The sequence below is a fragment of the Pseudomonas alloputida genome (assembly GCF_021283545.2).
Taxonomy (GTDB): Bacteria; Pseudomonadota; Gammaproteobacteria; order Pseudomonadales; family Pseudomonadaceae; genus Aquipseudomonas; species Aquipseudomonas alloputida.
In genome coordinates this window covers 1,668,609-1,690,139 of the sequence record NZ_CP128540.1, presented here as the reverse complement: position 1 = coordinate 1,690,139, position 21,531 = coordinate 1,668,609, and the positions used below count along the sequence as shown (strand labels likewise).

At 64.1% G+C, this 21,531-nt stretch carries 20 protein-coding genes and 1 pseudogene; 7 read left to right on the top strand and 14 right to left on the bottom strand.

Annotated elements, in window-relative coordinates; translation table 11 throughout:
* Nucleotides 1–22 precede the first annotated feature (22 nt).
* The 3 genes from LU682_RS07820 (at nt 23) to LU682_RS07810 (ending at nt 2,288) form a co-directional block, all read left to right on the top strand.
* Complete coding sequence (locus tag LU682_RS07820) at nt 23–379, top strand: 4a-hydroxytetrahydrobiopterin dehydratase (protein WP_003254532.1); 357 nt, start codon at nt 23–25, stop codon at nt 377–379.
* A 189-nt stretch (nt 380–568) separates the two neighbouring features.
* Nucleotides 569–697 (top strand): hypothetical protein, encoded by a 129-nt coding sequence (locus tag LU682_RS07815; RefSeq protein WP_003254533.1) that lies wholly within the window; start codon nt 569–571, stop codon nt 695–697.
* Between the two features lie 388 nt (nt 698–1,085).
* Entirely contained in the window at nt 1,086–2,288 is a 1,203-nt protein-coding gene (locus tag LU682_RS07810; protein WP_010955181.1) for an MFS transporter, read from the top strand.
* A 113-nt stretch (nt 2,289–2,401) separates the two neighbouring features.
* Here LU682_RS07810 and ydiJ read toward each other — a convergent pair whose 3' ends face one another.
* Nucleotides 2,402–5,422, bottom strand: a complete 3,021-nt coding sequence (gene ydiJ, locus LU682_RS07805) for a D-2-hydroxyglutarate dehydrogenase YdiJ (protein ID WP_010955182.1) — start codon at nt 5,420–5,422, stop codon at nt 2,402–2,404.
* 152 nt (nt 5,423–5,574) lie between these two features.
* On the opposite strand from ydiJ, the gene LU682_RS07800 reads away from it, so the two are divergent.
* Nucleotides 5,575–6,459 (top strand): LysR substrate-binding domain-containing protein, encoded by an 885-nt coding sequence (locus tag LU682_RS07800; RefSeq protein WP_003254537.1) that lies wholly within the window; start codon nt 5,575–5,577, stop codon nt 6,457–6,459.
* A gap of 376 nt (nt 6,460–6,835) precedes the next feature.
* On the opposite strand, the gene LU682_RS07795 is transcribed toward LU682_RS07800, so the two are convergent.
* The 13 genes from LU682_RS07795 to LU682_RS07735 are packed head-to-tail and all read right to left on the bottom strand — an operon-like array spanning nt 6,836 to nt 19,165.
* Nucleotides 6,836–7,081, bottom strand: a complete 246-nt coding sequence (locus tag LU682_RS07795; protein WP_000108283.1) for a DUF2274 domain-containing protein — start codon at nt 7,079–7,081, stop codon at nt 6,836–6,838.
* Nucleotides 7,078–8,358 carry a TraB/TrbI/VirB10 family type IV secretion system protein gene (locus LU682_RS07790; RefSeq protein WP_003092274.1) on the bottom strand — a complete coding sequence of 427 codons (1,281 nt, stop codon included), beginning with the start codon at nt 8,356–8,358 and terminating at the stop codon, nt 7,078–7,080. The genes LU682_RS07795 and LU682_RS07790 overlap by 4 nt, the downstream gene beginning before the upstream one ends.
* A gap of 2 nt (nt 8,359–8,360) precedes the next feature.
* On the bottom strand, nt 8,361–9,353 hold the full coding sequence (gene trbG, locus LU682_RS07785; protein ID WP_000776560.1) for a P-type conjugative transfer protein TrbG: 993 nt from the start codon (nt 9,351–9,353) through the stop codon (nt 8,361–8,363).
* On the bottom strand, nt 9,350–10,054 hold the full coding sequence (gene trbF, locus LU682_RS07780; protein WP_001211312.1) for a conjugal transfer protein TrbF: 705 nt from the start codon (nt 10,052–10,054) through the stop codon (nt 9,350–9,352). Before trbF ends, trbG begins: the two co-directional genes overlap by 4 nt.
* An 18-nt stretch (nt 10,055–10,072) precedes the next feature.
* Nucleotides 10,073–11,440 carry a P-type conjugative transfer protein TrbL gene (gene trbL / locus LU682_RS07775; RefSeq protein WP_001000746.1) on the bottom strand — a complete coding sequence of 456 codons (1,368 nt, stop codon included), beginning with the start codon at nt 11,438–11,440 and terminating at the stop codon, nt 10,073–10,075.
* Nucleotides 11,437–11,763: a hypothetical protein gene (locus tag LU682_RS07770; RefSeq protein WP_014603538.1), complete on the bottom strand. Its 327-nt coding sequence runs from the start codon at nt 11,761–11,763 to the stop codon at nt 11,437–11,439. Before LU682_RS07770 ends, trbL begins: the two co-directional genes overlap by 4 nt.
* Nucleotides 11,764–11,775: 12 nt before the next feature.
* Nucleotides 11,776–12,519, bottom strand: a complete 744-nt coding sequence (gene trbJ, locus LU682_RS07765; RefSeq protein WP_003092277.1) for a P-type conjugative transfer protein TrbJ — start codon at nt 12,517–12,519, stop codon at nt 11,776–11,778.
* Complete coding sequence (gene trbE, locus LU682_RS07760; RefSeq protein ID WP_000933135.1) at nt 12,516–14,966, bottom strand: conjugal transfer protein TrbE; 2,451 nt, start codon at nt 14,964–14,966, stop codon at nt 12,516–12,518. Before trbE ends, trbJ begins: the two co-directional genes overlap by 4 nt.
* A gap of 12 nt (nt 14,967–14,978) precedes the next feature.
* The gene (locus LU682_RS07755) at nt 14,979–15,248 is read right to left on the bottom strand and encodes a VirB3 family type IV secretion system protein (RefSeq protein ID WP_003092280.1); all 270 of its coding nucleotides are present in this window, start codon (nt 15,246–15,248) and stop codon (nt 14,979–14,981) included.
* Nucleotides 15,245–15,631 (bottom strand): TrbC/VirB2 family type IV secretion system protein, encoded by a 387-nt coding sequence (locus LU682_RS07750; RefSeq protein WP_000150010.1) that lies wholly within the window; start codon nt 15,629–15,631, stop codon nt 15,245–15,247. Before LU682_RS07750 ends, LU682_RS07755 begins: the two co-directional genes overlap by 4 nt.
* Nucleotides 15,628–16,698, bottom strand: coding sequence for a P-type conjugative transfer ATPase TrbB (trbB, locus tag LU682_RS07745; protein WP_023093367.1), 1,071 nt, complete (start codon nt 16,696–16,698; stop codon nt 15,628–15,630). Before trbB ends, LU682_RS07750 begins: the two co-directional genes overlap by 4 nt.
* Nucleotides 16,695–17,171, bottom strand: a complete 477-nt coding sequence (locus LU682_RS07740; RefSeq protein ID WP_000085131.1) for a ribbon-helix-helix protein, CopG family — start codon at nt 17,169–17,171, stop codon at nt 16,695–16,697. Before LU682_RS07740 ends, trbB begins: the two co-directional genes overlap by 4 nt.
* Complete coding sequence (locus tag LU682_RS07735) at nt 17,168–19,165, bottom strand: conjugal transfer protein TraG (RefSeq protein ID WP_232914907.1); 1,998 nt, start codon at nt 19,163–19,165, stop codon at nt 17,168–17,170. The genes LU682_RS07740 and LU682_RS07735 overlap by 4 nt, the downstream gene beginning before the upstream one ends.
* 305 nt (nt 19,166–19,470) lie before the next feature.
* Between LU682_RS07735 and LU682_RS07730 the strand changes: the two genes are divergently transcribed.
* The 3 genes and pseudogenes from LU682_RS07730 to LU682_RS07720 form a co-directional block, all read left to right on the top strand.
* Nucleotides 19,471–20,376: a LysR family transcriptional regulator gene (locus LU682_RS07730; protein ID WP_023093368.1), complete on the top strand. Its 906-nt coding sequence runs from the start codon at nt 19,471–19,473 to the stop codon at nt 20,374–20,376.
* Between the two features lie 281 nt (nt 20,377–20,657).
* Nucleotides 20,658–21,188, top strand: coding sequence for an SRPBCC family protein (locus LU682_RS07725; protein WP_000043569.1), 531 nt, complete (start codon nt 20,658–20,660; stop codon nt 21,186–21,188).
* A 101-nt stretch (nt 21,189–21,289) separates the two neighbouring features.
* A pseudogene (locus LU682_RS07720) lies at nt 21,290–21,469 on the top strand (integrase core domain-containing protein); the annotation flags it as partial.
* Nucleotides 21,470–21,531 lie beyond the last annotated feature (62 nt).

The window sequence follows — 21,531 nt, the reverse complement described above, 5'->3', positions numbered from 1 at the left end:
AACTCGAACCGGAAAACACCTCATGAATGCCTTGAACCAAGCCCATTGCGAAGCCTGCCGCGCCGATGCGCCGAAAGTCACCGACGAAGAGCTGGCCGAGCTGATCCGCGAAATCCCGGACTGGAACATCGAAGTACGTGACGGCCACATGGAGCTGGAGCGCGTGTTCCTGTTCAAGAACTTCAAGCACGCCTTGGCGTTCACCAATGCCGTGGGCGAAATCGCCGAAGCCGAAGGCCACCACCCAGGGCTGCTGACTGAATGGGGCAAGGTCACCGTGACCTGGTGGAGCCACTCGATCAAAGGCCTGCACCGCAACGACTTCATCATGTGTGCACGCACTGACAAGGTGGCGGAAACGGCTGAAGGCCGGAAGTAAACACCAGAAGGAAGGGGCCAGAGGCCCTTTTTTTCATGGGGCATATGTGCGCTGTTCGCCCGCAAAACCGACAAACGACCGGGAAAAAAACCAAACTGTCATCCAGACTTGTGTATCCTGCCCGAGCTTTTTGAAGCTACAAACGCGCCTGGCGCAGACTTTTCACTCACACTTGCGAGGAACGACGAGATGCATGAAATCCCGAATCTTCCCTTCCCAAGCCTGAACCCAGAAGAGCCATCCGTGACCGTTCACGCCGAACCGGCAGCTGCCGCCGAGCAGGATGGTGACGATCAATCCAGCGCTGACCAGGAATAACTGCGCATCCCCGACTGTGTGAAAACGGCTGACCTGCGGGCTACCCCCGTCATCACGTTTTCACACCGTCTAAAATCAACGTTGTAACAACCCACTACCACCTGCCCCGCCCCTCTCCCACACAGACTCGTGCCTCCTAACGCAAAGAGGCAGAAATGCGCCAGCCGCTCAAGCGCTCGACGCCCTGCTGCATTCGTCCATGTTCACCCGATGGGCCGGCTTTGTCCTGCTGCGCTTGCGGCTGGATTACTTGCAAGCCGAGTTCAGTGTGACCTGGATGCTCGATTACACCCACTGACTACAGGCTGACAGCTGCGCCCGCAAATACCCTTGCTGTGGTTAAGATGGCGGCACACAACGCCATCCTTACCGCAGCAACGGATCCCCAATGCCACCACGCAGTCCCACGTCCCTTGCCGTCACTGGGCAAGTCGTCTCCATCGTCCTGTTCACCTTCATCGGCTACCTGAACATCGGCATCCCTCTGGCCGTGTTGCCCGGCTATGTGCACAACGACCTGGGTTTCAGTGCTGTGATCGCCGGCCTGGTGATCAGCGTGCAGTACCTCGCGACGTTGCTCAGCCGCCCTGGCGCCAGCCGTATCATCGACAACCACGGCAGCAAGAAGGCAGTCATGTACGGCCTGGCCGGCTGCGGGCTAAGCGGGGTATTCATGCTGGCCTGCGCCTTCCTCACTCACCTGCCCTGGCTGAGCCTGGCTTGCCTGCTGGTCGGCCGCCTGGTGCTGGGCAGCGCCGAAAGCCTGGTAGGCTCGGGTGCGATCGGCTGGGGCATTGGTCGGGTGGGTGCCGCAAACACGGCCAAGGTCATCTCCTGGAACGGCATCGCCAGCTATGGTGCGCTGGCCATCGGCGCCCCACTGGGTGTGCTGATGGTCAAAGGCATCGGGCTGTGGAGCATGGGTGTGAGCATCATCCTGCTGTGCGTACTCGGTTTGCTGCTGGCCTGGCCCAAGCAAGCCGCCCCCATCGTCAGCGGTGTACGCCTGCCGTTCCTGCGGGTGCTGGGCAAGGTATTCCCGCATGGCTCGGGGCTTGCCCTGGGTTCGATCGGCTTTGGCACCATCGCCACCTTCATCACCCTTTACTATGCAAGCCGTGGCTGGGCCAATGCGGCGCTGACCCTGAGCCTGTTCGGCGCCAGTTTCATCAGCGCACGGCTGCTCTTTGGCAACCTGATCAACCGCATCGGTGGCTTCAGGGTGGCGATCGCCTGCCTGTCGGTGGAAACGCTCGGGTTGTTGATGCTGTGGCTGGCACCCAACGCCGAACTGGCCTTGGCGGGGGCTGCATTGAGCGGGTTTGGTTTCTCGCTGGTGTTTCCGGCATTGGGCGTGGAGGCAGTGAACCAAGTGTCGGCGGCTAACCGCGGGGCGGCGGTGGGGGCGTATTCGCTGTTCATCGACTTGTCACTGGGGGTGACCGGGCCATTGGTCGGTGCGGTGGCGGCGGGGTTCGGCTTTGCTTCGATGTTTCTGTTCGCGGCGGCTGCGGCAGCGTGCGGGTTGGTGTTGAGCCTCTATTTGTACCGCCAAGGGCGTAGGGACAGGGACCGTACAACAGAAGCCTGAAAGCCGCTGCCGGCCTCTTCGCGGGTAACCCCGCCCCCCTGGCGTGCACGATCCCCCGTAGGAGCGGGTTCACCCGCGAAGGGCTGCAAAGCAGCCCCCAAAGGCCCTGAACCTCAGCGCTGAGCGTACTGCAACACCACCTCAAGCGGGTGACGCATCTTCCGCTCGGTCATGCGCTTGACCTGGCTACGGCACGAATAACCGGTTGCCAGCGGCTCCCCGTCCTTGTCCAGCTTGGTCGCCCAGCTCTGCTCGAATATGGTCCGAGACGTTTCCTGGTTGCGAGCTTCGTGCCCATAGGTACCGGACATACCACAGCAACCGGTGGCCTCGGTCACCAGCTTCAGCCCCAGACGGGCGAACACCTGCTCCCACTGCCGGGTGCTGGCCGGCACATTGGTCTTCTCGGTGCAGTGCGCCATCAGGCGGAAGCTGCCCGGTGCGGCAGGCGCCTGCTCGGGCAGCACATCCATCAACCATTCCTGCGGCAGCAGCACCTTCGGGCAACCCTCCAGGCCTGGCACTTTCTGATACTCCTGGCGATACACCAGCGTCATCGCCGGGTCCAGCCCCACCAGCGGCACACCGCAATCGGCCAGGGCCTTGAGCTGCGTGGCGTTGCGGATCGCTGCCTTGGCAAACGCGCCAAGGAAACCCTGTACGTGCAACGGCTTGCCGTTGGCGCTGTACGGCGCCAGGAATACCCGGTGGCCCAGGCGGTGGGCAAGGTCGATGAAGGCCGACAGCAGCGGCGTTTCGAAGTAGCGGGTGAAGGCGTCCTGCACCAGCACGATGCTGCGCTCGCGCTGGGCCGGGGTCAGCTCGCGCAGGGCCGGCACCGTGGCCATGCCAACGCGACAACGGGTCAGGGTAGCCTGGAAGTTGAAGCGGCTGATCAGCGGGCTGTCGACCATGCCCACCTTGTCGGCCAGCAGCTGGCTCACCCACTTCGAGCCCATCACCGCGTTGTACAGCCCCGGCGCGTGCGCCAGGTAGGGGATGGTGAACTCGAGCGAGCCGATCAGGTAGTCACGCAGCGGGCGCTGGTAGCGACCGTGGTAAAGCTCGAGGAAGCGCGAGCGGAAATCCGGCACATTGACCTTGATCGGGCACTGCCCGGCGCACGACTTGCACGCCAGGCAGCCGGCCATAGCGTCGTACACTTCATGGGAGAAGTCTTCCTGGCCCTGGTTGCGCGCACGGTTGTTGCGCAGACGCGCCGGCAGGCCCTTGAGCCACGACACCTTGTTGCGCGCCGCAGCCAGCACATCGATGTTCGCCTCGCCCTGCAGGCGCAGCCACTCGCGCATCAGCGAGGCGCGCCCCTTGGGCGAATGCTGGCGTTCGCGGGTGGCCTTCCACGACGGGCACATGGCGTCGTTGGGGTCATAGTTGTAACAGGCGCCATTGCCGTTGCAGTGCACGGCGCTGGGGAAGTCCTGCCAAACGCGCTCGTCAATGGTACGGTCAAGGTCGCCGCGCAGGGTCACGCCATCGACCGGGGTCAGGCCCTCTGCGCTGCCAAGTGGCGTGCAGATCTTGCCCGGGTTGAGCTGGTTGTGCGGGTCAAAGGCGCCCTTCAGGCGCTGCAACGCCGGGTACAGTTCGCCGAAGTACTCGGGCACGTATTCCGAGCGCAAGCCCTTGCCGTGCTCACCCCACAGCAACCCGCCATAACGTTTGGTCAGCGCGGCAACGGCATCGGAAATCGGCTTGACCAGCGCGGCCTGCACCGGGTCCTTCATGTCCAGTGCCGGGCGCACGTGCAGCACGCCGGCATCGACGTGGCCAAACATGCCGTAGGCCAGGCCGTAGCCGTCGAGCAGTGCGCGGAAGTCGGCGATGTAGTCGGCCAACTGTTCTGGTGGTACTGCGGTGTCCTCCACGAACGGCTGCGGGCGCACTTCGCCTTCGACGTTGCCCAGCAGGCCGACCGAACGCTTACGCATGGTATAGACGCGGGTGACTGCCTCGGCGCCTTCGGCCAAGGTGTGGCCCAGGCGCTCGACGCTGGTGTCGCTTTGCAGGTGCTGGATGAACGCCTGCACCTTGGCGTTGACCTCGGCCGGCTCGTCGCCGCAGAACTCCACCAGGTTGATGCCCAGCGTGGGGCGCTCGGGGTCCGCCGGGAAGTACTCGGCAACGCTGTGCCAGACGATGTCTTTCATCGCCAGCATCAGCACCTTGGAGTCGACCGTCTCGATCGACAGCGGCTTGTGCGCCATCAGCGCGTTGGCATCACGCAGCGCATCCATGAAGCTGGTGTAGCGCACATTGACCAGCACCGCATACTTGGGAATCGGCAGCACGTTGAGCTTGGCTTCGACCACGTAGCCCAGCGAGCCCTCGGCGCCGCACAGTACGCTGTTGAGGTTGAAGCGGCCCTGCTCGTCGCGCAGGTGCGCCAGGTCGTAGCCGGTCAGGCAACGGTTGAGCTTGGGGAAGGTGGTTTCAATCAGTTCGGCCTGGGTTTCCTGAATTTCCCGGGCCATGCGGTACACCTCGCCGACCCGGCCCGGCGCGGCGCAGGCCTGTTCCAGCGCAGCATCGTCGATCGGCAGGCTGTGCAGGCGTTCGCCACCGAGCAGCACGCTGTGCAGCTCCAGCACGTGGTCGCGGGTTTTACCGTAGGTGCAGCTGCCCTGGCCACTGGCATCCGTGTTGATCATGCCGCCGACCGTGGCGCGGTTGGAGGTGGACAGCTCAGGGGCGAAGAACAGCCCGTGCGGCTTGAGCGCAGCATTGAGCTGGTCCTTGACCGTGCCGGCCTGTACCCGCACCCAGCGCTCTTCCACGTTGATTTCGAGGATGTTGTTCATGTGCCGCGACAGGTCGACGACGATACCGTCGGTCAGCGACTGGCCGTTGGTGCCGGTGCCACCACCGCGCGGGGTCAGCTTGACCTGCTGGAAGCGCGGCTCGCCCATCAGCGTGGCGACCCGCGCCACATCGTCGGCATCCAGCGGGAACACCGCCGCCTGCGGCAAGCGCTGGTAGATCGAGTTGTCGGTGGCCAGTACCGTGCGGGTTGCGTAGTCGGCACTGATCTGGCCGCGGAAGCCGCTGTTGCGCAGGGCTTCGAGGAATTCGGGGTAATTGGCGCTCGGTGCAACGGTGGACAGCTGGGCGATCATCGAAGGATGGCCTCTTGATATTGGCTAGATCACGGGATACCTGTGGCCCCGGCATGGGTTCAGGCATGCAGGGATGACGTATAGGCCAATGTTCCTGTAGTTTCGCGTCAGGGGCAAACGGATAATCCTGCCGCTATCAATGACTTTTATGAATGAATTACCGCCACCTGACCCCATCCATGTCACTGCTGCTGGCTTTCGAGGCCGCCGCCCGGCATGAAAGCTACACCCGCGCCGCCGCCGAACTGTCGCTGACCCAAAGCGCGGTCAGCCGCCAGGTACAGGCCCTGGAGCAGCAGTTGGGCCTGACCCTGTTCCGCCGCGAGGGGCGCCAGGTACAGCTGACCGATGTCGGCCGCCTGTACCAGCGCGAGCTGAGCGAGGCACTGGGGCGCATCCGCAGCGCCACCTTGCAGGCACTGGCCTATCAATCGGGAGTAGGCACGTTGCGCCTGGCCACCCTGCCAACCTTCGGTTCGAAATGGCTGTTGCCGAGGCTGCATGCGTTCTACAGCGCTCACCCGGGCATGCTGGTGCACATTCATTCACGCATTGAAACCATCAACTTCGACACCAGCGAAATCGATGCCGCCATCGGCGTGGCCAGCCACGACTTGCCGGGTCTTGTCTGCCATCGCCTGCATGCCGAGGAGCTGGTGGTGATCTTGCCGCCGGAGGCTGGCGTCGGCAGCCAAGGCTGGAGCCCGGCCAGGATCAGCGAAGAGGTGCTGCTGAATGTGGCCAACAACCCGCATGCGTGGGGCGAGTGGTTTTCCCATCATGGCCTGCCGCACCGGGCGATGCGGCTGGGGCCGAGCTTCGAGCTGACCTCGCACCTGATCCAGGCGGTACGTGCCGGGATCGGGATCGGGCTGGTGCCGCGCATATTGGTGGAGGAGGAACTGGCCAAGGGAGAGCTGTACAGCCCGGGGGTGGCGTTTGCCAGCCAGCGCAGTTATTACCTGATCTACCCGCCGAGGAATGAGGCACTGCCGTCGCTGCGGGCATTCAGGGGGTGGTTGCTGGAGCAGATCTGATTTTTGGCGGGGTCACCTGACCTGAGGGCAACGCTGTACCCGTAGGAGCGGGTTCACCCGCGAAAGGGCCCGTACAGGCAACAAAAAAGTGCCGGTGTCAATTCTTTCGCGCAAATCAAGAAGGACTTGAAACCGTATATGGGACAGTAGGTTAGCTCCTTTCGGGGCCGCTTAGAAGAAGAGCGGCGTTGTCGGCTAGGAGCGACATAGGAGCGTTGGGAGAGAAAGCCGCATCGCACTGTGTAGTGCTGGATTGCCGAGGAACGGCGGGCCTGTCGCATCATCATAGCCCAACAGGCTCGGCGGCATCCAGAATGAAGAACGCGCAGCCTGGGCTGCGCGTTCGATGGATGCCGTTGAATAGCATGCGGTGCAATCATGGCGGCTTCGGTGGTGTGCTGCGGGTCGCCGTGCCCTTCCTGAATCCTCGATCCCCCGCCATGAACGCTTCCAGCATATGCGGGATCAGCGTCGCCGCATCAACGGCCTCGCCATACGCCTGCGCGTGTAGCGCGGCGTAGCGGTCGAGGTCGACTTTCAAGCTGGTCGGGCAAACGAAAGTCAGCTTGGTGCTCTCGGTCTTCGGCAGCGGGCCGAGCCGCAGCTTCTTGGTCGTGCTCATCGTGAAGTCCCCCGGTTGAAGAACAGCGGCTGGTACGGCCGCAGCACCAGATCCCGGTTGACGATGATGCGAACCGGCAGGCCCGGCCGTTGCGTTAAGGTCGGCTGGATGTTGAGGTTGCGCCGGGTCATCTCCTGGCCGACCTGATTGATGCTGTCCTGCGCGCTGTCGCGCCCAGCGATGATGACGCGATCACCATCCTGCCGGTTCTCCGGCGCGGCCAGCTCGGCACCGACGCCCAGCAGCGTGGTGAGTGCCGCACCGGCAAAGATGCGGCCCCAGTGGTAGTCCACATCGTCCTCCAGCCCGGCATAGCCGGCTGGGTCGGTGCCGGCCAGGTTGTCGAGCGTGAGCGAAGACGTGTCCGGCAGGATGATCCGGTTCCAGACGACTTGAACGCGGCTCTGCCCGTAGCTGACCTGGCTGTTGTATTTGCCCAGGATGCGCGAACCCTGCGGAATCAGCAGGAAGCGCCCGGTGGCTGTGTCATAGACCGGCTCCGTCACCGTGGCGATCACGTCGCCGGGCAAGTCCGACTTGATGCCCGTCACCAAGGCACCTGCGACCACTGTTCCGGCCATAACCTGATACGGCGAAATTGGCAGAGTCAGATTGCCGGAATTACGGGTTTCAGTGGGGCCAGCTTTCATGAAAGCCTCTTTCTGGTCTTGCCGGTTTTGCACCGCTGTCGGGTCAGCAGGTTGGGCCGCCGTGGAGGCCGGCCCGGCCGCCAGCGGGTCAAACGCCGCATTGGCGGCGAAGCCCGGCGCAGCGGCCACCTGTGTCTGCGCTACCGGCGCCGCATTCTGCCCACCCGAGCGGAAGAACACGGACGAGGCCGCGGCCGCCTCGGCTTCTTTTCGCAGGGCATCGTTCGGGTCGTGACCGGGGGCCGCGTAGGCAGCCGTCGCCGGTTGCTGCGACTTCACGATAGCCGGGCCAAGATCGCCCGGCAGCGGTGGCCCTAGTTCGGGAACGGCAGGCAGCAACGCCGGCGGCAGCTTGGAATAGTCCGTCGGCAGCGCATCCAGTCCTTCCGACTTTGACACGCGATCGACGTTGTAAAGCTCGGTCTGCTCGCCTGTGCTGCGTCGATGAGGTTGCAGCGACCACATCAGCGCGCCGAGCACGGCGACCGCTAGGACGCCGGCAAGGATGGCCAGCGAGCGCCGGTTCAGGCGTGTGACTGGACGCGGCTGGGCGCGCAGCGCCACTGCCTCCGGCGCCACCTTGTCCGCCTGCGGCGCGGCAAGGTCGGGAGTGTCATCCTGGCTCATGGTCAGTTCCTCCGTGCAACACCATCGGTGCGCTCGATCCGCACCACGTCGCCGCCATCGCCGCCCAGCCGCAGTTCGGCCGCGCCGAACAGGCGATCCACGACGTAGTACGGCGAGCGAAAACGGTAGTTCACCAGTTGCCCGTCGCCCTGCGCGCCGATGACAAACAGCGGCGGCAGCTCGCCCTGGGCGATGCCCGGCGGGAACTGGATATAGACCTTCTCTCCATCATCGAAGGCGCGCAGAGGCTTCCACGGCGGGTTGCTGCCCGATACCGCGTAGCGGAAGCGGATCTTGTCCAGCGACAGGCCCGTATCGACAGGCGTTGTTGCCTGCGCTGCCTGCGCCTGGCGCTGCAACGCGAGCATTCGGTCTTTCGGATAGTCCCAGGACACCGACGCCATCCATGCCCTCTCGGTCGAGGTCAGCTCCAGCAGGTAGGTGCGCCGACTGGTGGTGATGACGAGATTGGTTTTCAGACCGGAGCGGATAGGCTTGACCAGCACATTGACGCGCAGATCGGCCCCGCCGCCGCTGGACGTGTCGCCCACGATCCAGCGCACGGTATCGCCGGCGGCGACCGTTACCAGTTCCTCGCCCGGTTGAAGCGAAACCACCGTCACGCGCCCCGGCGACGCATAGACCTGATAAAGCGCGCCATCGGTGAACGGCCACACCTGAATCGCGTTGACGTAGCCCTCACGGGTAGGCGCGATACGCGCTTCTGCATTGGCACGGGAAACGCGCACCTTTTCGTCGGCCGGCTCCGGCGCAACGGGGGCCTCATCGAGTTCCGGCAGGGGCTTCAACTGCGCCGGCAGCGCCAGCGGTTCAGGGACGGCGACGACTTCGACGGGCTTGGGCGGTTCGGGCAACGGCTGGGCCAGCACCGTCTCGTCGAGCGAGATGGATGGCGGCGGCTTCCCCTGCGAGGCGCAGCCCGCGAGGGCCAGCAGCGTCAAAGGAACAACGTAAAGGCGGAAACGAAGTTTCATGGTTTGGCTCCTTCGGAAGAATCCAGTTCGCGGCTCCATGACAGGCCGTTGACGTAGATACCCAATGGGTTCTTGAGCAGGCGCTGTTCAGTACGCGGGGTTTGCAGGACGGTCGAAAGCACGGCGTTCCAGCGTTCGGTGCCGGCGGGCGCACCGTTGACATAGCGCTGCTCTGTCCAGCGCACGTTGAAAGACGTGTCGCTCGCGCGAACCACGCTGGTGATTTGCACCGTTACCGATTCCTTGCCGATGCGGGCGAATGGGTCATTGGTGCGGGCGTAGTCGTTGAGCACCGCCGCGCCCTTGTCGGTGGTGTAGTCGTAGGCATCGAGCCAGTTCTGCCGCACCACGATGGGGTCGATGGACAGCGAGCGAACCAGCGTCACGAAGCGCGCCAGGTGGTGCGCGATCTGCGCGTCGCCGGGCCGGTACGGCGTGGCGGCCTCTCCCACGGCGCGCACCTGCCCGGCTTGATCGACCTCGATGACATAGGGCGTCACGATGGACTGCGCCGAGCGCCACACCAGGCCGCCGGCCATCAACAGCGCGAGCACTAGGCAGCCGAAGGCCATCAGGCGCCAATTCTTCGCCTGCACGCGGGCGGAGCCGATACGGTCGTCCCACACCTGGGCGGCGGCTTGATACGGGGTGGCAGGCTGCGGCGTATCGGCGTAGCGCACCTGCGGTCGTTTGAATCGCATGGGTGTTCTCCTTGAAGGTTAGGTATCGGAATCCCGCAGGCTCGGGCCTTGCCCGGAGCCGCCGCCGTCGCCGCCGCGCAGCGTGTGGGCGGCAGTGGTCGCGGCATGGGTAGCCTGCTGGCGGCGGTGCATCCGCTTGGCCCAGGCCGGTTGCTCTTGCTTCTGCGAGCCTGCGGTGCCGTCTGCGGTCTGGCCGGGGCCAGCACCGTCGCTGCCGGCTTCTGTGCCGTTCCAGCCAGCGCGGAAGGAGTCGGCCACCTTCTGCCCAACAGCGGAAGCACCAGAGGTGACGCTGCGGCCTGCGGCTTGTGCGCCAGTCTTGGCGACATTGCCGAGGCCAGCCGCCGCGCCCTTGGCACCGCCGCCGGCCGCAGCGGAACCGGCCTGGAACGCCGATCGGGCACTGCCGGCCGCCGAAGTCGCGGCACGCGCACCGGCACCGGCCAGCTTTGCGGCCGCCGGGGCCATTCGTGCCCCGGCCATGACGGCGCCGCCCACGCCCGTTACGGCGGCGCCGATGGCAACGCCGGTGCCGACAGCCCCGACCGCAGCACCAGCCATCGCGCCCGCACCAAGCTGTGGCGCACCGGACACCAGGCCGGTGGCGATACCGGGGCCGAAAATGCCCAGCGCCAGCAGCGCGAGCGAGGCCAGCATCACGACCAGCGCGTGGTCGATGGATGGTTCGTCGGGATGCACCTGGAACTCGGCGAACAGGCCTGAACCGATGCCGACGATGACGGCCAGCACCAAGACCTTGATGCCTGACGACACCACGTTGCCTAGCACCTTTTCCGCGAGGAACGAGGTCTTGTTCCAGAGTGCAAACGGGATCAAGACGAAGCCGGCGAGCGTAGTCAGTTTGAACTCGATCAGCGTGATGAAAAGCTGTACGGCCAGCACGAAGAAGCAGAGGATCACCACCAGCCAGGCGATGAACAGAACCACGATAGGGTCGATGTTCACGAACACCTCGGGGAACCCAGCCATGTCCCCGATCTGTTCCAGAATCGGCGCGGCTGCGTCGATGCCGGTCTTCGCCAGCCGGCCCGGCTGAAGGAAGTTCTCCATCGTGATGGCCGAGCCGGTAGCGGTAATTCCCAAGCCGGCGAACGAGCGGAACACGATGCTCGCCAGCCAGTTGAAGTTGCCGATGATGTAGGCGAACGCGCCGACACAGAGCACCTTGCGCAGCAGCTTGGCGATCACGTCGTCGCCCTGGCCGGTGGCGTGGCTCATGGCCCAATACAGGCCAGCGATCGTCATGTCGATGACGATGAGCGTGGCGGTGAGAAATGCCACTTCGCCCTGCAATAAGCCGAAGCCCGAGTCGATGTAGCGCGAGAACGTATCGAGGAAACGGTCGATGATGGTCACGTCGTTCATGGCGAATCCTCGGGCGGAGTGAGCGGAACGGCGCCCTCTGGCAATTCATCTGCGGGCGTATCGAAGCTCGGCGGAATCGGCGGGAGTTCAGCCAGCGAGTTGTATTCATCCGGCCCGGTATGGCCGGCGAAGAAGCGCCGCCGGAAGGCTTCAGCGGCGGCGCGGCAGGCATCCTCGCCCACGGCCTGCCGGTCGGCCGCGCATTGCCCGCGCAACGCCTTGAGCCGCACCGGATCTGCGGCCAGGGCGTCGGCCAGGTTCTCGGCCGGCTGCTGGCCGCACGCGGTCAGCAGCACGGCCATCAGGACGGAAGCGCATCGCATGGCCGCCTCCGGTCAGTTGTTATAGAAGTTGACGGACTGCGGCGTGTACGGCGTGCCGGTGCCCAGAAAGCGCCGCCGCACTTCGCGGGCGCGCTCCATAGCCGCCGCTTGCCGCGCCAGTTCCAGTGAAGCGGCCCGGTCTTGCGTGATCTGGAGCTGCTGCGCCTGGATCGACTGCTTGGCCTGCAAAGCCAGGAGCTGGTTCGTCGCCTGCATCGCTTGCAGCGCGCCGGTGGCCGACTGGCTCTGGCTCACGAGATCGGCCAGCGCGCTTTCGTCTTGGGCGAGGTTCTGCGACACCTGCGCCTGCATCCGCATCGCGGTGTGCAAGCCGTTCAAGGTGTTCTGCCAGCGTTCGCGGGCGTCCTGTGCCATGCGGTCGCCGCTGATGGTGGCGGCGTACTGTTCCGGGTACAGGCGGGCGAACGTGGCATCCATGCTCTGCACGTCGTAGGCCAAGCCGCGCGCCTCGGCGATCAGGCGCTCGGTGGTGGCGAGCGTCGAGCGCAGGCGGTTGACGATGTTGAAGTCGAGATTTGCCAGGTTCCTGGCCTGGTTCATCAACATCTGCGCCTCGTTCTGAAGCTGGTTGATCTGGTTGTTGATCTGTTCCAGCGTGCGCACGGCGGTCAGCGTGTTCTGCACGAAGTTGGACGGGTCGAACACCGTCAGCGCGGATGCGGGCTGCACGGCCAGCAGCGATACCGACAGCACGGCAGCGAGTGAGACAGAGAGCAAACGGGGCTTGGTCTTCATGGTGAAACCTCCAGCGGTTGAGAAGCGAGAAAGGAAGCTGCCGCCGGAGCGGACGGCAGCAGGTCGGCGGCCCAGCCGAGGCCGCGATGGCGCAGCCACGCGCCGGCGAAGCCGGGAGCGCCGGCCTGCGTCAGCACGCGGTCAATATCGCGTTGGTCTTGAGGGGTGGATGCGCCCGCGAATGCGAGCGCGACAGGCCCCAGGTCGAGGTCGAACAGGCGATTGCCGAGGCGCGACTGGTAGTAGTAATCGCGCTTGGGCTGTGCGGTCGCCACGATCTCAATCTGGCGGCTGTTCAAGCCGAAGCCTTCGTAGATCGTGCGAATCTGCGGCTCGGTGGCCTGCGGGTTAGGTAAGAAGATCCTGCTCGCGCAGCTTTCGATGATGGCTGGCGCGATGGTCGAGTCCTTGATGTCGGCCAGCGACTGCGTGGCAAAGATGACGCTGACGTTCTTTTTTCTGAGCGTCTTGAGCCATTGCCGGATGCGGGCCGCGAAGGACGGCTCATCGAGGAACAGCCACGCTTCATCGAGGATCAGCAGCGTGGGCGCGCCGTCAAAACGTTCGTCGAAGCGGGCGAACAGGTAGCGCAGCACTGCTTGCACGGCGGCGGGGCTGTGCATCAGTTCTTCCATCTCAAAGCCCTGCACGTCGGCCATGCCCAGCCGGTCGTGGTCAGCGTCCAGCAGCTTGCCGTGGGCGCCGCCCAACACATAGGGCGCGAGCGCTTGGCGCAGCGCGTTGGACTGCAATAACACCGACAAGCCGGTCATGGTGCGCTGCTCCACTGGCGCACCGGCAAGGCTTCGCAGCGCCGACCAAATGGCAGCCTTCTCGTCCGGGCCGACCGTCACGCCTTCGTGCAGCAGCCGGCCCTCCACCCATTCGGCGGCCCAGGTGCGGTAGCCCTCGTGGGCTATTCGCGCGAGTGGCTGGAAGGCGATGCCGCCATCGGCACCGAGGTCGTAGTGCTCACCGCCAAGGCCGAGGATGGTGGCGCGCATCGAGCGCCCCATGTCGAAGGCGAAGATCCGCGAGCCGAAGTAGCGCCGGAACTGCATGGCCAATATGGCGAGCAGCACCGACTTGCCCATGCCGGTCGGCCCGGCGACAAGGGTGTGCCCCACGTCGCCGATGTGCGTCACCAGCCGGAACGGCGTCGCGCCATCGGTGCGGGTGACGATCAGCGGCGGGCCATCGAGGTGTTCGTTCTTCTCCGGCCCAGCCCATACCGCTGACATCGGCATCATGTGCGCCAGGTTCAGCGTCGAAACGATGGGCTGACGCACGTTCGCGTATGCGTTGCCGGGGACGGACGACAGCCAGGCATCGACTGCGTTGAGGGTTTCGGGGATGGTCACGAAACCCCGGCCCTGGATGACGCGCTCCACCATGCGCAGCTTCTCGTCGGCCACGGCCGGGTCGGCGTCGAGCACCGTCACCGTGGCGGTGAGGTAGCCGAAGGCGACTTGATCGCTGCCCAGCTCCTGCAAGGCGGCATCGGCGTCGGCGGCCTTGTTGCTGGCATCGGTATCGACCAGCGGGCTTTCCTGCTGAAAGATCGTTTCGCGCAGCAGCGCGATGACGTTCTTGCGCTTGGCGAACCATTGGCGCCGCAAGCGCCCCAATTCCCGTTCCGCCTCGGCTTTGTCCAGGCACAGGAAGCGCGTACTCCAGCGATACGCAAAGCCCAGGCGGTTGAGGTCGTCCAAGATCCCCGGCCAGGTCGAGGTCGGGAAGCCTCGTACCGACACCACGCGCAGGTGCTGATCGCCCAGCATGGGCGCCAGGCCGCCGACCAGCGCGGCATCGGCCAGCAGTGCGTCGATATGGAACGGCACGTCGGGCACGCCGACGCGATAGCGCCGCGTGGAGACTGTGGCATGCAGGTAGGTCAGCGTCTGGCTATCGTCCAGCCAGGCAATCTCCGGCATCACACCATCGAGCAGGTCGAACACGCGATCGGTCTCTGCCACGAAGGAATCAAGCCGACCACGCCAGTCCACACCCTCAGTGGGCCGGTTCTCGTACAGCATCCCAGCCGCACGGGCGCGAGACTCTTGCGGCGGTAGGTGTTGCAACGTGAAGTGATAGACGCTCTCGAAATGGCCATCCGACTCCTCGAACGCCGCGCGTCGCTCCTCATCCACCAGCCAGGACAGTGGTTCGGGAAAGGAGGATTGCGGATAGCTCGATGCCCGCATCCGCTCGGCCTCGATATAGAAGGCCCAGCCAGACCCGGTACGGCGAAGCGCGTTGTTCTGCCGCGCCGACGTGGCAATCAGCTCGCCCTGTGTCGCACTGTCCAAGTCGGGGCCGCGAAACTGGAACGTGCGTTGAAACGAACCATCTTTGTTCAGCACAACGCCCGGCGCGACCAGCCCGGCCCAGGGCAGCCAGTCGGCAAGCAAGGCCGGGCGCTGACGATATTCGGCAAGGTTCAGCATGGCGTCCTCCCCTCACACGTCCAGAAGCGGGCGGTGTTTGATATGCCGCGCGAAGACCTGCATGAACTGCGGATCGACGCGCGCACCCCATACGGCCAGCGAGTGGCCGACGATCCAGAGCACCACGCCGGGAATCCACAGTTGCAGGCCCAGCCCGACGGCGGCGGCTAGCGTGCCGTTGGCAATCGCCACGGTGCGCGGCGCACCGCCCAGCAGGATCGGCTCGGTCAGCGAGCGATGCAGCGGCACTTCAAAGCCCGGAAGATCGGTGGCCTTACTCATACGACGGCCCCTCCGGAGAAGCTGAAGAACGACAGGAAGAACGAGGACGCGGCGAACGCGATGGACAGGCCGAACACGATCTGGATCAGCTTGCGAAAGCCGCCGCTGGTATCACCGAACGCCAGCGCAAGCCCCGTCGAGATGATGATGATCACCGCCACGATCCGGGCGACTGGCCCTTGGATGGATTCGAGGATGGAGGTCAGCGGCCCTTCCCACGGCATCGAGGAACCGGCGGCCTGCGCCGTGCCCGCCAGCAACAGCATCAGCGCGGCCAGCAGCAGCCCTTGCCCTGCGGGACGGGCCAGGTGGCGCAGCCGCGCCATGCTGGACAGGCGAGAAATAGGATTTACGGAAAGACGGAAAGCATCAACGTGCGTCATGGCAGTTCTCCAGGTTGGTCAGGGGTCGAGGAAGGCGCAGCGGCAGCGGCTGCAAGAGGAACCGGCGGCAGCTCGGGAAACGGCGTTTCCAGCGCATCTGTCAGGCGATAGCCCGCACCGTCGAAGCCGACGACACGGGAGATGGTTTCGACGTGACGTTTGCGGCCACGGCCTGCGATGTGAATCACCACGTTGACCGCCTCGGCGATCAGGGCGCGGGGCGGATTCACTGCCACTTCGAGGATCAGTTGCTCCAGACGCAGCAGTGCGCCCAAGGCGGAGCCGGCATGGATGGTGGCAATGCCGCCGGGGTGGCCGGTGCCCCAGACCTTCACCAAGTCCAGGGCTTCGCCGCCACGCACTTCGCCGACGATCACGCGGTCAGGCCGCAGGCGCATCGTGGCCCGCACCAGCTCGGTCATTGTGACGACGCCGGCGCGGGTGCGCAGCGGCACATGGTCGCGGGCCGCGCATTGCAGCTCGATGGTGTCTTCGAGCACCAGCACGCGGTCGCCTGTGGCGGCGATCTCGGCCAGCAGCGCGTTCGCCAGCGTGGTCTTGCCGGTGCTGGTGCCGCCGGCGATCAGGATGTTCTGCCGCTCGCGCACGGCGCGGCGCAGGAACTCGGCCTGCCCGGCGGTCAGGATGCCGTCGGCCACGTAGCGATCCAGGCCGATGATGCTCACGGCCCGCTTGCGTAGCGCGAAGGCTGGCCCCGGGGCGGCCGGAGGCAGGATGCCCTCGAAACGCTCGCCGGTTTCCGGCAACTCGGCGGTCAAGAGCGGCTGGCCGCGATGCACCTCCGCGCCGACATGCGCGGCGACCAGGCGGATGATGCGTTCACCATCGGCCTCGGGCATCTCCACGCCCAGCGGCGAGCGACCCGACGACAGCCGATCCACCCACAGGGTGCGATCGGGGTTGAGCATGATTTCCACAACATCCGGATCTTCGAGCGCAGCGGCGATCAGCGGCCCCATCGCCGTGCGCAGCATCTGGATGCGGCGATCCTGGGACGCCGCGGCGGATGAGCGAGATTCAGGCGGAATCTGCGGAACGGCACTCATGACGCACGCTCTGCAGCTCGCTCATCGGCGGACGCCATCGCTGCTGCGTCATCCATCCGCATCGGATCGGGGTGCAGTTCCTCCACCACGTCGCGCACCAGACTGCGGCCACGCAGCAGGTGGCGACCCAACTGCTCGACGAACTGCTCGAAGCGCGCTTTGCCCTGGGCGCGGGCCGCGTCCTTGTGGGCTTCTGGCACCGGCGTGCTGATGGTCAAGAAATAGCGGATGAACAGCGCCAGCGTTTCGATCTGGATGTTCTGGTCGCGCTCCATGCGTTCGGTCTGCCGCGACAGTCGATCCAGCCGCTTGGCAATGGCGGCCTCACGCTGGTCGCCCGCATCGGGTGACAGCCAGGACGCCAAGGCCGCTGCGACGATGGAGGACTTGGACACGCCTTTCTTGGCGGCAAGTTCATCCAGGCGCTTGGCGTGCTCGGGCTGGATGAAAAGATTGAGGCGGTATTGGCTCATAGGTCGATTCCGTCGTTGGGGTCGAGAGAAGCCAGCCGGGCCGTGCGCTGCATGGCCGGGTCGAGCTGGCCGGGAAGCGGGAGCGCCAGGTCGTCGTCATCGAGCAGCTCCAGGTCGTTCGCACACGCGTCCAACTCGGGCTCGTAGGCGACGGTTTCGGAGAGTTCGAGCTGGCGGCGCGGGCCGCCGTCATCGGTGCCGCCCGGACCATCGGCGGATACCGAGGTCGGCGCCGTAGGTACGGCCGGGATCGCCAAGCCGCTCCAGTCGTCGGGGCGGGCTGGCGGCGCGTCGGCGTACCTCCCGACTGCGAGCACGGGCGGTGGCAGGACGCGATCCTTGAAATTGGCGTCGACGTAGTAACGCAGCTTCTTCGCGCGGATCGGGGCAACGCTGGACACCATGACTACGGCGTCCTCAGGTGGAAGCTGCATCACCTCGCCGGGCGTCAGCAGCGGACGTGCAGTTTCCTGACGCGACACCATCAGGTGCCCCAGCCACGGAGCGAGGCGGTGGCCCGCGTAGTTGCGCTGCGCGCGAAGCTCGGTGGCGGTGCCGAGGGTTTCGGAAATCCTTTTCGCCGTCCTTTCGTCGTTGGTGGCGAAAGTCACCCGGACATGGCAGTTGTCGAGGATGGAATGGTTCTGCCCATACGCCTTGTCGATCTGGTTCAGGCTTTGAGCGATGAGAAAGCTGCGGATGCCGTAGCCGGCCATGAAGGCAAGCGCGGACTCGAAAAAATCGAGGCGACCCAGCGCCGGAAACTCGTCCAGCATCAGCAGCAGCTTGTGCCGGCGCGCGATGCCATCGCTGCCGTCGAGCGATTCGGTCAGCCGCCGCCCGATCTGGTTCAAGATGAGCCGGATCAGCGGCTTGGTGCGGCTTATGTCGGAGGGCGGCACCACCAGATAGAGCGATACCGGGTGCTCGGCGGAAATCAGGTCGGCGATGCGCCAATCGCAGCGCGATGTGACTTCGGCCACGGTCGGGTCGCGGTACAGGCCGAGAAACGACATGGCGGTGGAGAGCACGCCCGATCGCTGGTTGTCCGACTTGTTGAGCACTTCGCGGGCAGCGGATGCGACAACCGGGTGAGGCGCATCGCCCAGGTGCTTCGTCGTCATCATCCGGTGCAGCGTCAGCTCGAACGGACACGCCGGGTCGCTGAGGAAGTTGGCGACGCCGCGCAGCGTCTTGTCCTCGCCTGCGTACAGAACATGCAAGATTGCACCGACCAGTAGCGCGTGGCTGGTCTTCTCCCAATGATTGCGCTTCTCTAACGCACCTTCAGGGTCAACCAGAATGTCGGCGATGTTCTGCACGTCGCGCACTTCATGTGCGCCGCGCCGGACTTCAAGCAGCGGGTTGTAGGCGGCCGACTGCCTATCGGTGGGGTTGAAAAGCAGGCAGTGCGAAAAGCGCGAACGCCAGCCCGCCGTGATCTTCCAGTTCTCTCCCTTAATGTCGTGAATGACGGCGGACGCCGGCCACGAAAGCAACGTAGGCACCACCAAGCCCACGCCCTTGCCCGAGCGCGTGGGTGCGAAGCTCAGGACATGTTCCGGCCCCTCATGTCGGAGGTATTGGTCGTCGTGTTGGCCGAGGAAGACGCCCGCCGGGAGGGTCAGTCCAGCTTTGCGGATGTCGACGGCATCGGCCCAGCGTGCCGAACCATAAGTCGTAACCAGCCGCGACTGCCGAGAACGCCATACCGACATGGCGATGGCGACGAGTAAAGCGAACAAACCGCTACCACCCGCAATCGCACCGCCTGTGTCGAAGACGTGCGGCGCGTAGGCATCAAAGAAGAACCACCATTCGAACAAGCGCCACGGGTGATAAACCGGTACACCTAGAAGATCGAACCAGGGCGATCCGAGGCGTACTTGATAGCCAAGGGTCGCTGCTGTCCATTGTGTGGCGCCCCAGACGCCGGCGATCACGATGCCGATTACCACAGCGATCTGGCCGAACAGAACGTTCGTCCCTTGCATGACCTGTCCTCCGATTTCTCCTGCGCTGGTGTCTCATTGAAAGCGTTGCACAGGGGGTGTCGCAGGCGTCAGGATCGGTTCTGGGCTAGTGCCGGTCAAAGACCGTTCGCAGCACAATGGTCGAGGGAAAAGAAAGAATGAGCGCGGTGGCGAGTCAAAGAAAAGCGCCGCAAGCGAAAGCGCACTGCGGCGCATACAGAGTTCCAAGCAAGTTACCCAAAAAAAGCCGTCAATGGGCCTTGCTTCCACTCATAGGCAATATTTAGATATCATGAAAAACGATGATATTTAAGATTGGAATAAAAATGAAAAATATCAAGAGTATGGATCTCAACTTGCTCAAGGCGCTGGACGCATTGTTAGACGAACGCAATGTGACACGGGCGGCGGCCCGTCTGGGACTAACCCAGCCGGCCTTGAGTGGCATGCTGACGCGGTTGCGCGAGAGCTTCGGTGACCCGCTTTTCGCGCGCTCGCAGCGGGGTATCGTTCCAACGCAGCGGGCGCTGGATCTAGGGATGCCTGTCAAGCAGGTGCTCGCCGAAATCGACGCGCTGCTCCAGCCACCTTCCTTCAATCCGGCCACCGCACAACTGACCTTCTCCATCGCCGCGACGGACTATGCGCTGCGTGCCGTTGCTGTCCCATTTCTATCGGCACTTAAACGGCACGCACCGCGTGTACGAGTCTCATTAGTGCCAGTCGAGAGCGGGCAGCTACAGAACCAGCTTGAGCGCGGTCAGATCGATTTAGCCCTCCTGACGCCAGAGATCACTCCGCCAAATCTGCATGCCCGAGAGCTGTTCAAGGAACACTATGTGTGTGTCCTGCGGGAAGACCATCCTGCGGCTATGGGGCGCAAGCTGACCGTTAAACAGTTCTGTGCTCTCGACCATGCGCTTGTTTCCTACGATGGTGGAGGTTTCCGCGGCGTCACCGACGATGCGCTAGAACAGTTGGGCAAACGACGCAGCGTCACACTGTCGGTCAAGAGCTTTCTGATCTTGCCAGACATCCTGCGTGCCAGTGACATGGTTGCGATCTTGCCGAGCCGCTTGGTCGCCGGTATGGACAAGCTGGCTATCTCCCTGCCGCCGGTGAAGATACCGGGGTTCACCAAGACGGCTGCTTGGCACGAACGCACCCATCACGATCCAGCACATCGCTGGATACGAGCACTGCTGTTCACTTCCTGTGCTAACAACAAGTAGGCAAGATCGCTCCTATCGTCATGCTCAGCACAACTCTACCTCGCACTACAAATAAGCAATCAGTCGGCTCAATTGGAGACGCGCCCTTTCGTAGCGCCGCTGCGAGATAGCCTAGTCGGTGGATGGCAGAACCTAGGCCTTGATATCATATTTTATGATATCAAAAATAGAAACTTAGGATTTCACTTATTGCAGATGGAGGCTCATGATTTGCTCCATGACCACTTGAATGACGCAGCCACCCCTGTTGCGTCATCGACATTTTGTGAAGGAGCTTCGATATGAGCAAGCAACAGAACGCCATCCTCTGGCCCGAAGGCTACACGCCGGGCTTTACTGAGAATTTCGCCTCCAATGAGATCATCGCCGCCGGCTTGAGCGCGGCCGACGTATGGCCTCTACTCGTCACACCATCGCTGTGGCCAAGCTACTACGCCAACTCGGCTAACGTGTGCTTTCATGACGGCAAAGGCCCGGTACTGGCCGACGGCGATCGGTTTTACTTCGAGACCTTCGGCTTCCCGGTAGAGGGGCAGTGCAACGAATACGTGCCACCTGCGGATGGGCAACCCGGCCGCGTGGCCTGGCACGGCTGGTCCGGCGAGGAAGGCACAGATACGCGCCTGGATGTGCATCACGCCTGGCTGGTTGAGAACCTGGACGGCAGGCGCGTGCGCATCCTCACGCAGGAAACTCAGAAGGGCAAACCGGCCGAGGAGCTGCACAACGCCAAACCCAACCCGATGATCAACGGCCATCAGGACTGGCTCGACAGCTTGGTCGAGGCAGCGCGCAAAGCCAAGCAGGCGTAGTGGTCTCCGGCCGCTTGATCCCAAGCGTCTGAACGGAGAAAACCATGATGAGAACTCCCCTCAGGATTCTGCTGGTCCTGACTTCGCAGGCAACGATGGGCGACGAACTGCTCAACCGCGAATGGTTCCGCAGTCGGACCGAAGCGAAGGTGCTGATCGAACGTTGGCGACAGTTCTACAACGAGCAGCGGCCGCATAGCGCGCATGCTTACAAACCGCCGGCGACGATCCGGCGCAACTGGATCCAATCCGATAGCATCCCCTCCGAACTCACTGCCTGACTGGCTACAAAGTTCGTACTCAGGTCACCTTGGCGCAGGCACTGAAGGTGGAGCCACCCGGA

What these genes read in the sequence shown, in the direction of transcription:
- LU682_RS07820 (WP_003254532.1), top strand. Translation starts at nt 23, where the DNA reads ATGAATGCCTTGAACCAAGCCCATTGCGAAGCCTGCCGCGCCGATGCG.
- LU682_RS07815 (WP_003254533.1), top strand. Translation starts at nt 569, where the DNA reads ATGCATGAAATCCCGAATCTTCCCTTCCCAAGCCTGAACCCAGAAGAG.
- LU682_RS07810 (WP_010955181.1), top strand. Translation starts at nt 1,086, where the DNA reads ATGCCACCACGCAGTCCCACGTCCCTTGCCGTCACTGGGCAAGTCGTC.
- ydiJ (WP_010955182.1), bottom strand. Translation starts at nt 5,422, where the DNA reads ATGATCGCCCAGCTGTCCACCGTTGCACCGAGCGCCAATTACCCCGAA.
- LU682_RS07800 (WP_003254537.1), top strand. Translation starts at nt 5,575, where the DNA reads ATGAATTACCGCCACCTGACCCCATCCATGTCACTGCTGCTGGCTTTC.
- LU682_RS07795 (WP_000108283.1), bottom strand. Translation starts at nt 7,081, where the DNA reads ATGAGCACGACCAAGAAGCTGCGGCTCGGCCCGCTGCCGAAGACCGAG.
- LU682_RS07790 (WP_003092274.1), bottom strand. Translation starts at nt 8,358, where the DNA reads ATGAGCCAGGATGACACTCCCGACCTTGCCGCGCCGCAGGCGGACAAG.
- trbG (WP_000776560.1), bottom strand. Translation starts at nt 9,353, where the DNA reads ATGAAACTTCGTTTCCGCCTTTACGTTGTTCCTTTGACGCTGCTGGCC.
- trbF (WP_001211312.1), bottom strand. Translation starts at nt 10,054, where the DNA reads ATGCGATTCAAACGACCGCAGGTGCGCTACGCCGATACGCCGCAGCCT.
- trbL (WP_001000746.1), bottom strand. Translation starts at nt 11,440, where the DNA reads ATGAACGACGTGACCATCATCGACCGTTTCCTCGATACGTTCTCGCGC.
- LU682_RS07770 (WP_014603538.1), bottom strand. Translation starts at nt 11,763, where the DNA reads ATGCGATGCGCTTCCGTCCTGATGGCCGTGCTGCTGACCGCGTGCGGC.
- trbJ (WP_003092277.1), bottom strand. Translation starts at nt 12,519, where the DNA reads ATGAAGACCAAGCCCCGTTTGCTCTCTGTCTCACTCGCTGCCGTGCTG.
- trbE (WP_000933135.1), bottom strand. Translation starts at nt 14,966, where the DNA reads ATGCTGAACCTTGCCGAATATCGTCAGCGCCCGGCCTTGCTTGCCGAC.
- LU682_RS07755 (WP_003092280.1), bottom strand. Translation starts at nt 15,248, where the DNA reads ATGAGTAAGGCCACCGATCTTCCGGGCTTTGAAGTGCCGCTGCATCGC.
- LU682_RS07750 (WP_000150010.1), bottom strand. Translation starts at nt 15,631, where the DNA reads ATGACGCACGTTGATGCTTTCCGTCTTTCCGTAAATCCTATTTCTCGC.
- trbB (WP_023093367.1), bottom strand. Translation starts at nt 16,698, where the DNA reads ATGAGTGCCGTTCCGCAGATTCCGCCTGAATCTCGCTCATCCGCCGCG.
- LU682_RS07740 (WP_000085131.1), bottom strand. Translation starts at nt 17,171, where the DNA reads ATGAGCCAATACCGCCTCAATCTTTTCATCCAGCCCGAGCACGCCAAG.
- LU682_RS07735 (WP_232914907.1), bottom strand. Translation starts at nt 19,165, where the DNA reads ATGCAAGGGACGAACGTTCTGTTCGGCCAGATCGCTGTGGTAATCGGC.
- LU682_RS07730 (WP_023093368.1), top strand. Translation starts at nt 19,471, where the DNA reads ATGAAAAATATCAAGAGTATGGATCTCAACTTGCTCAAGGCGCTGGAC.
- LU682_RS07725 (WP_000043569.1), top strand. Translation starts at nt 20,658, where the DNA reads ATGAGCAAGCAACAGAACGCCATCCTCTGGCCCGAAGGCTACACGCCG.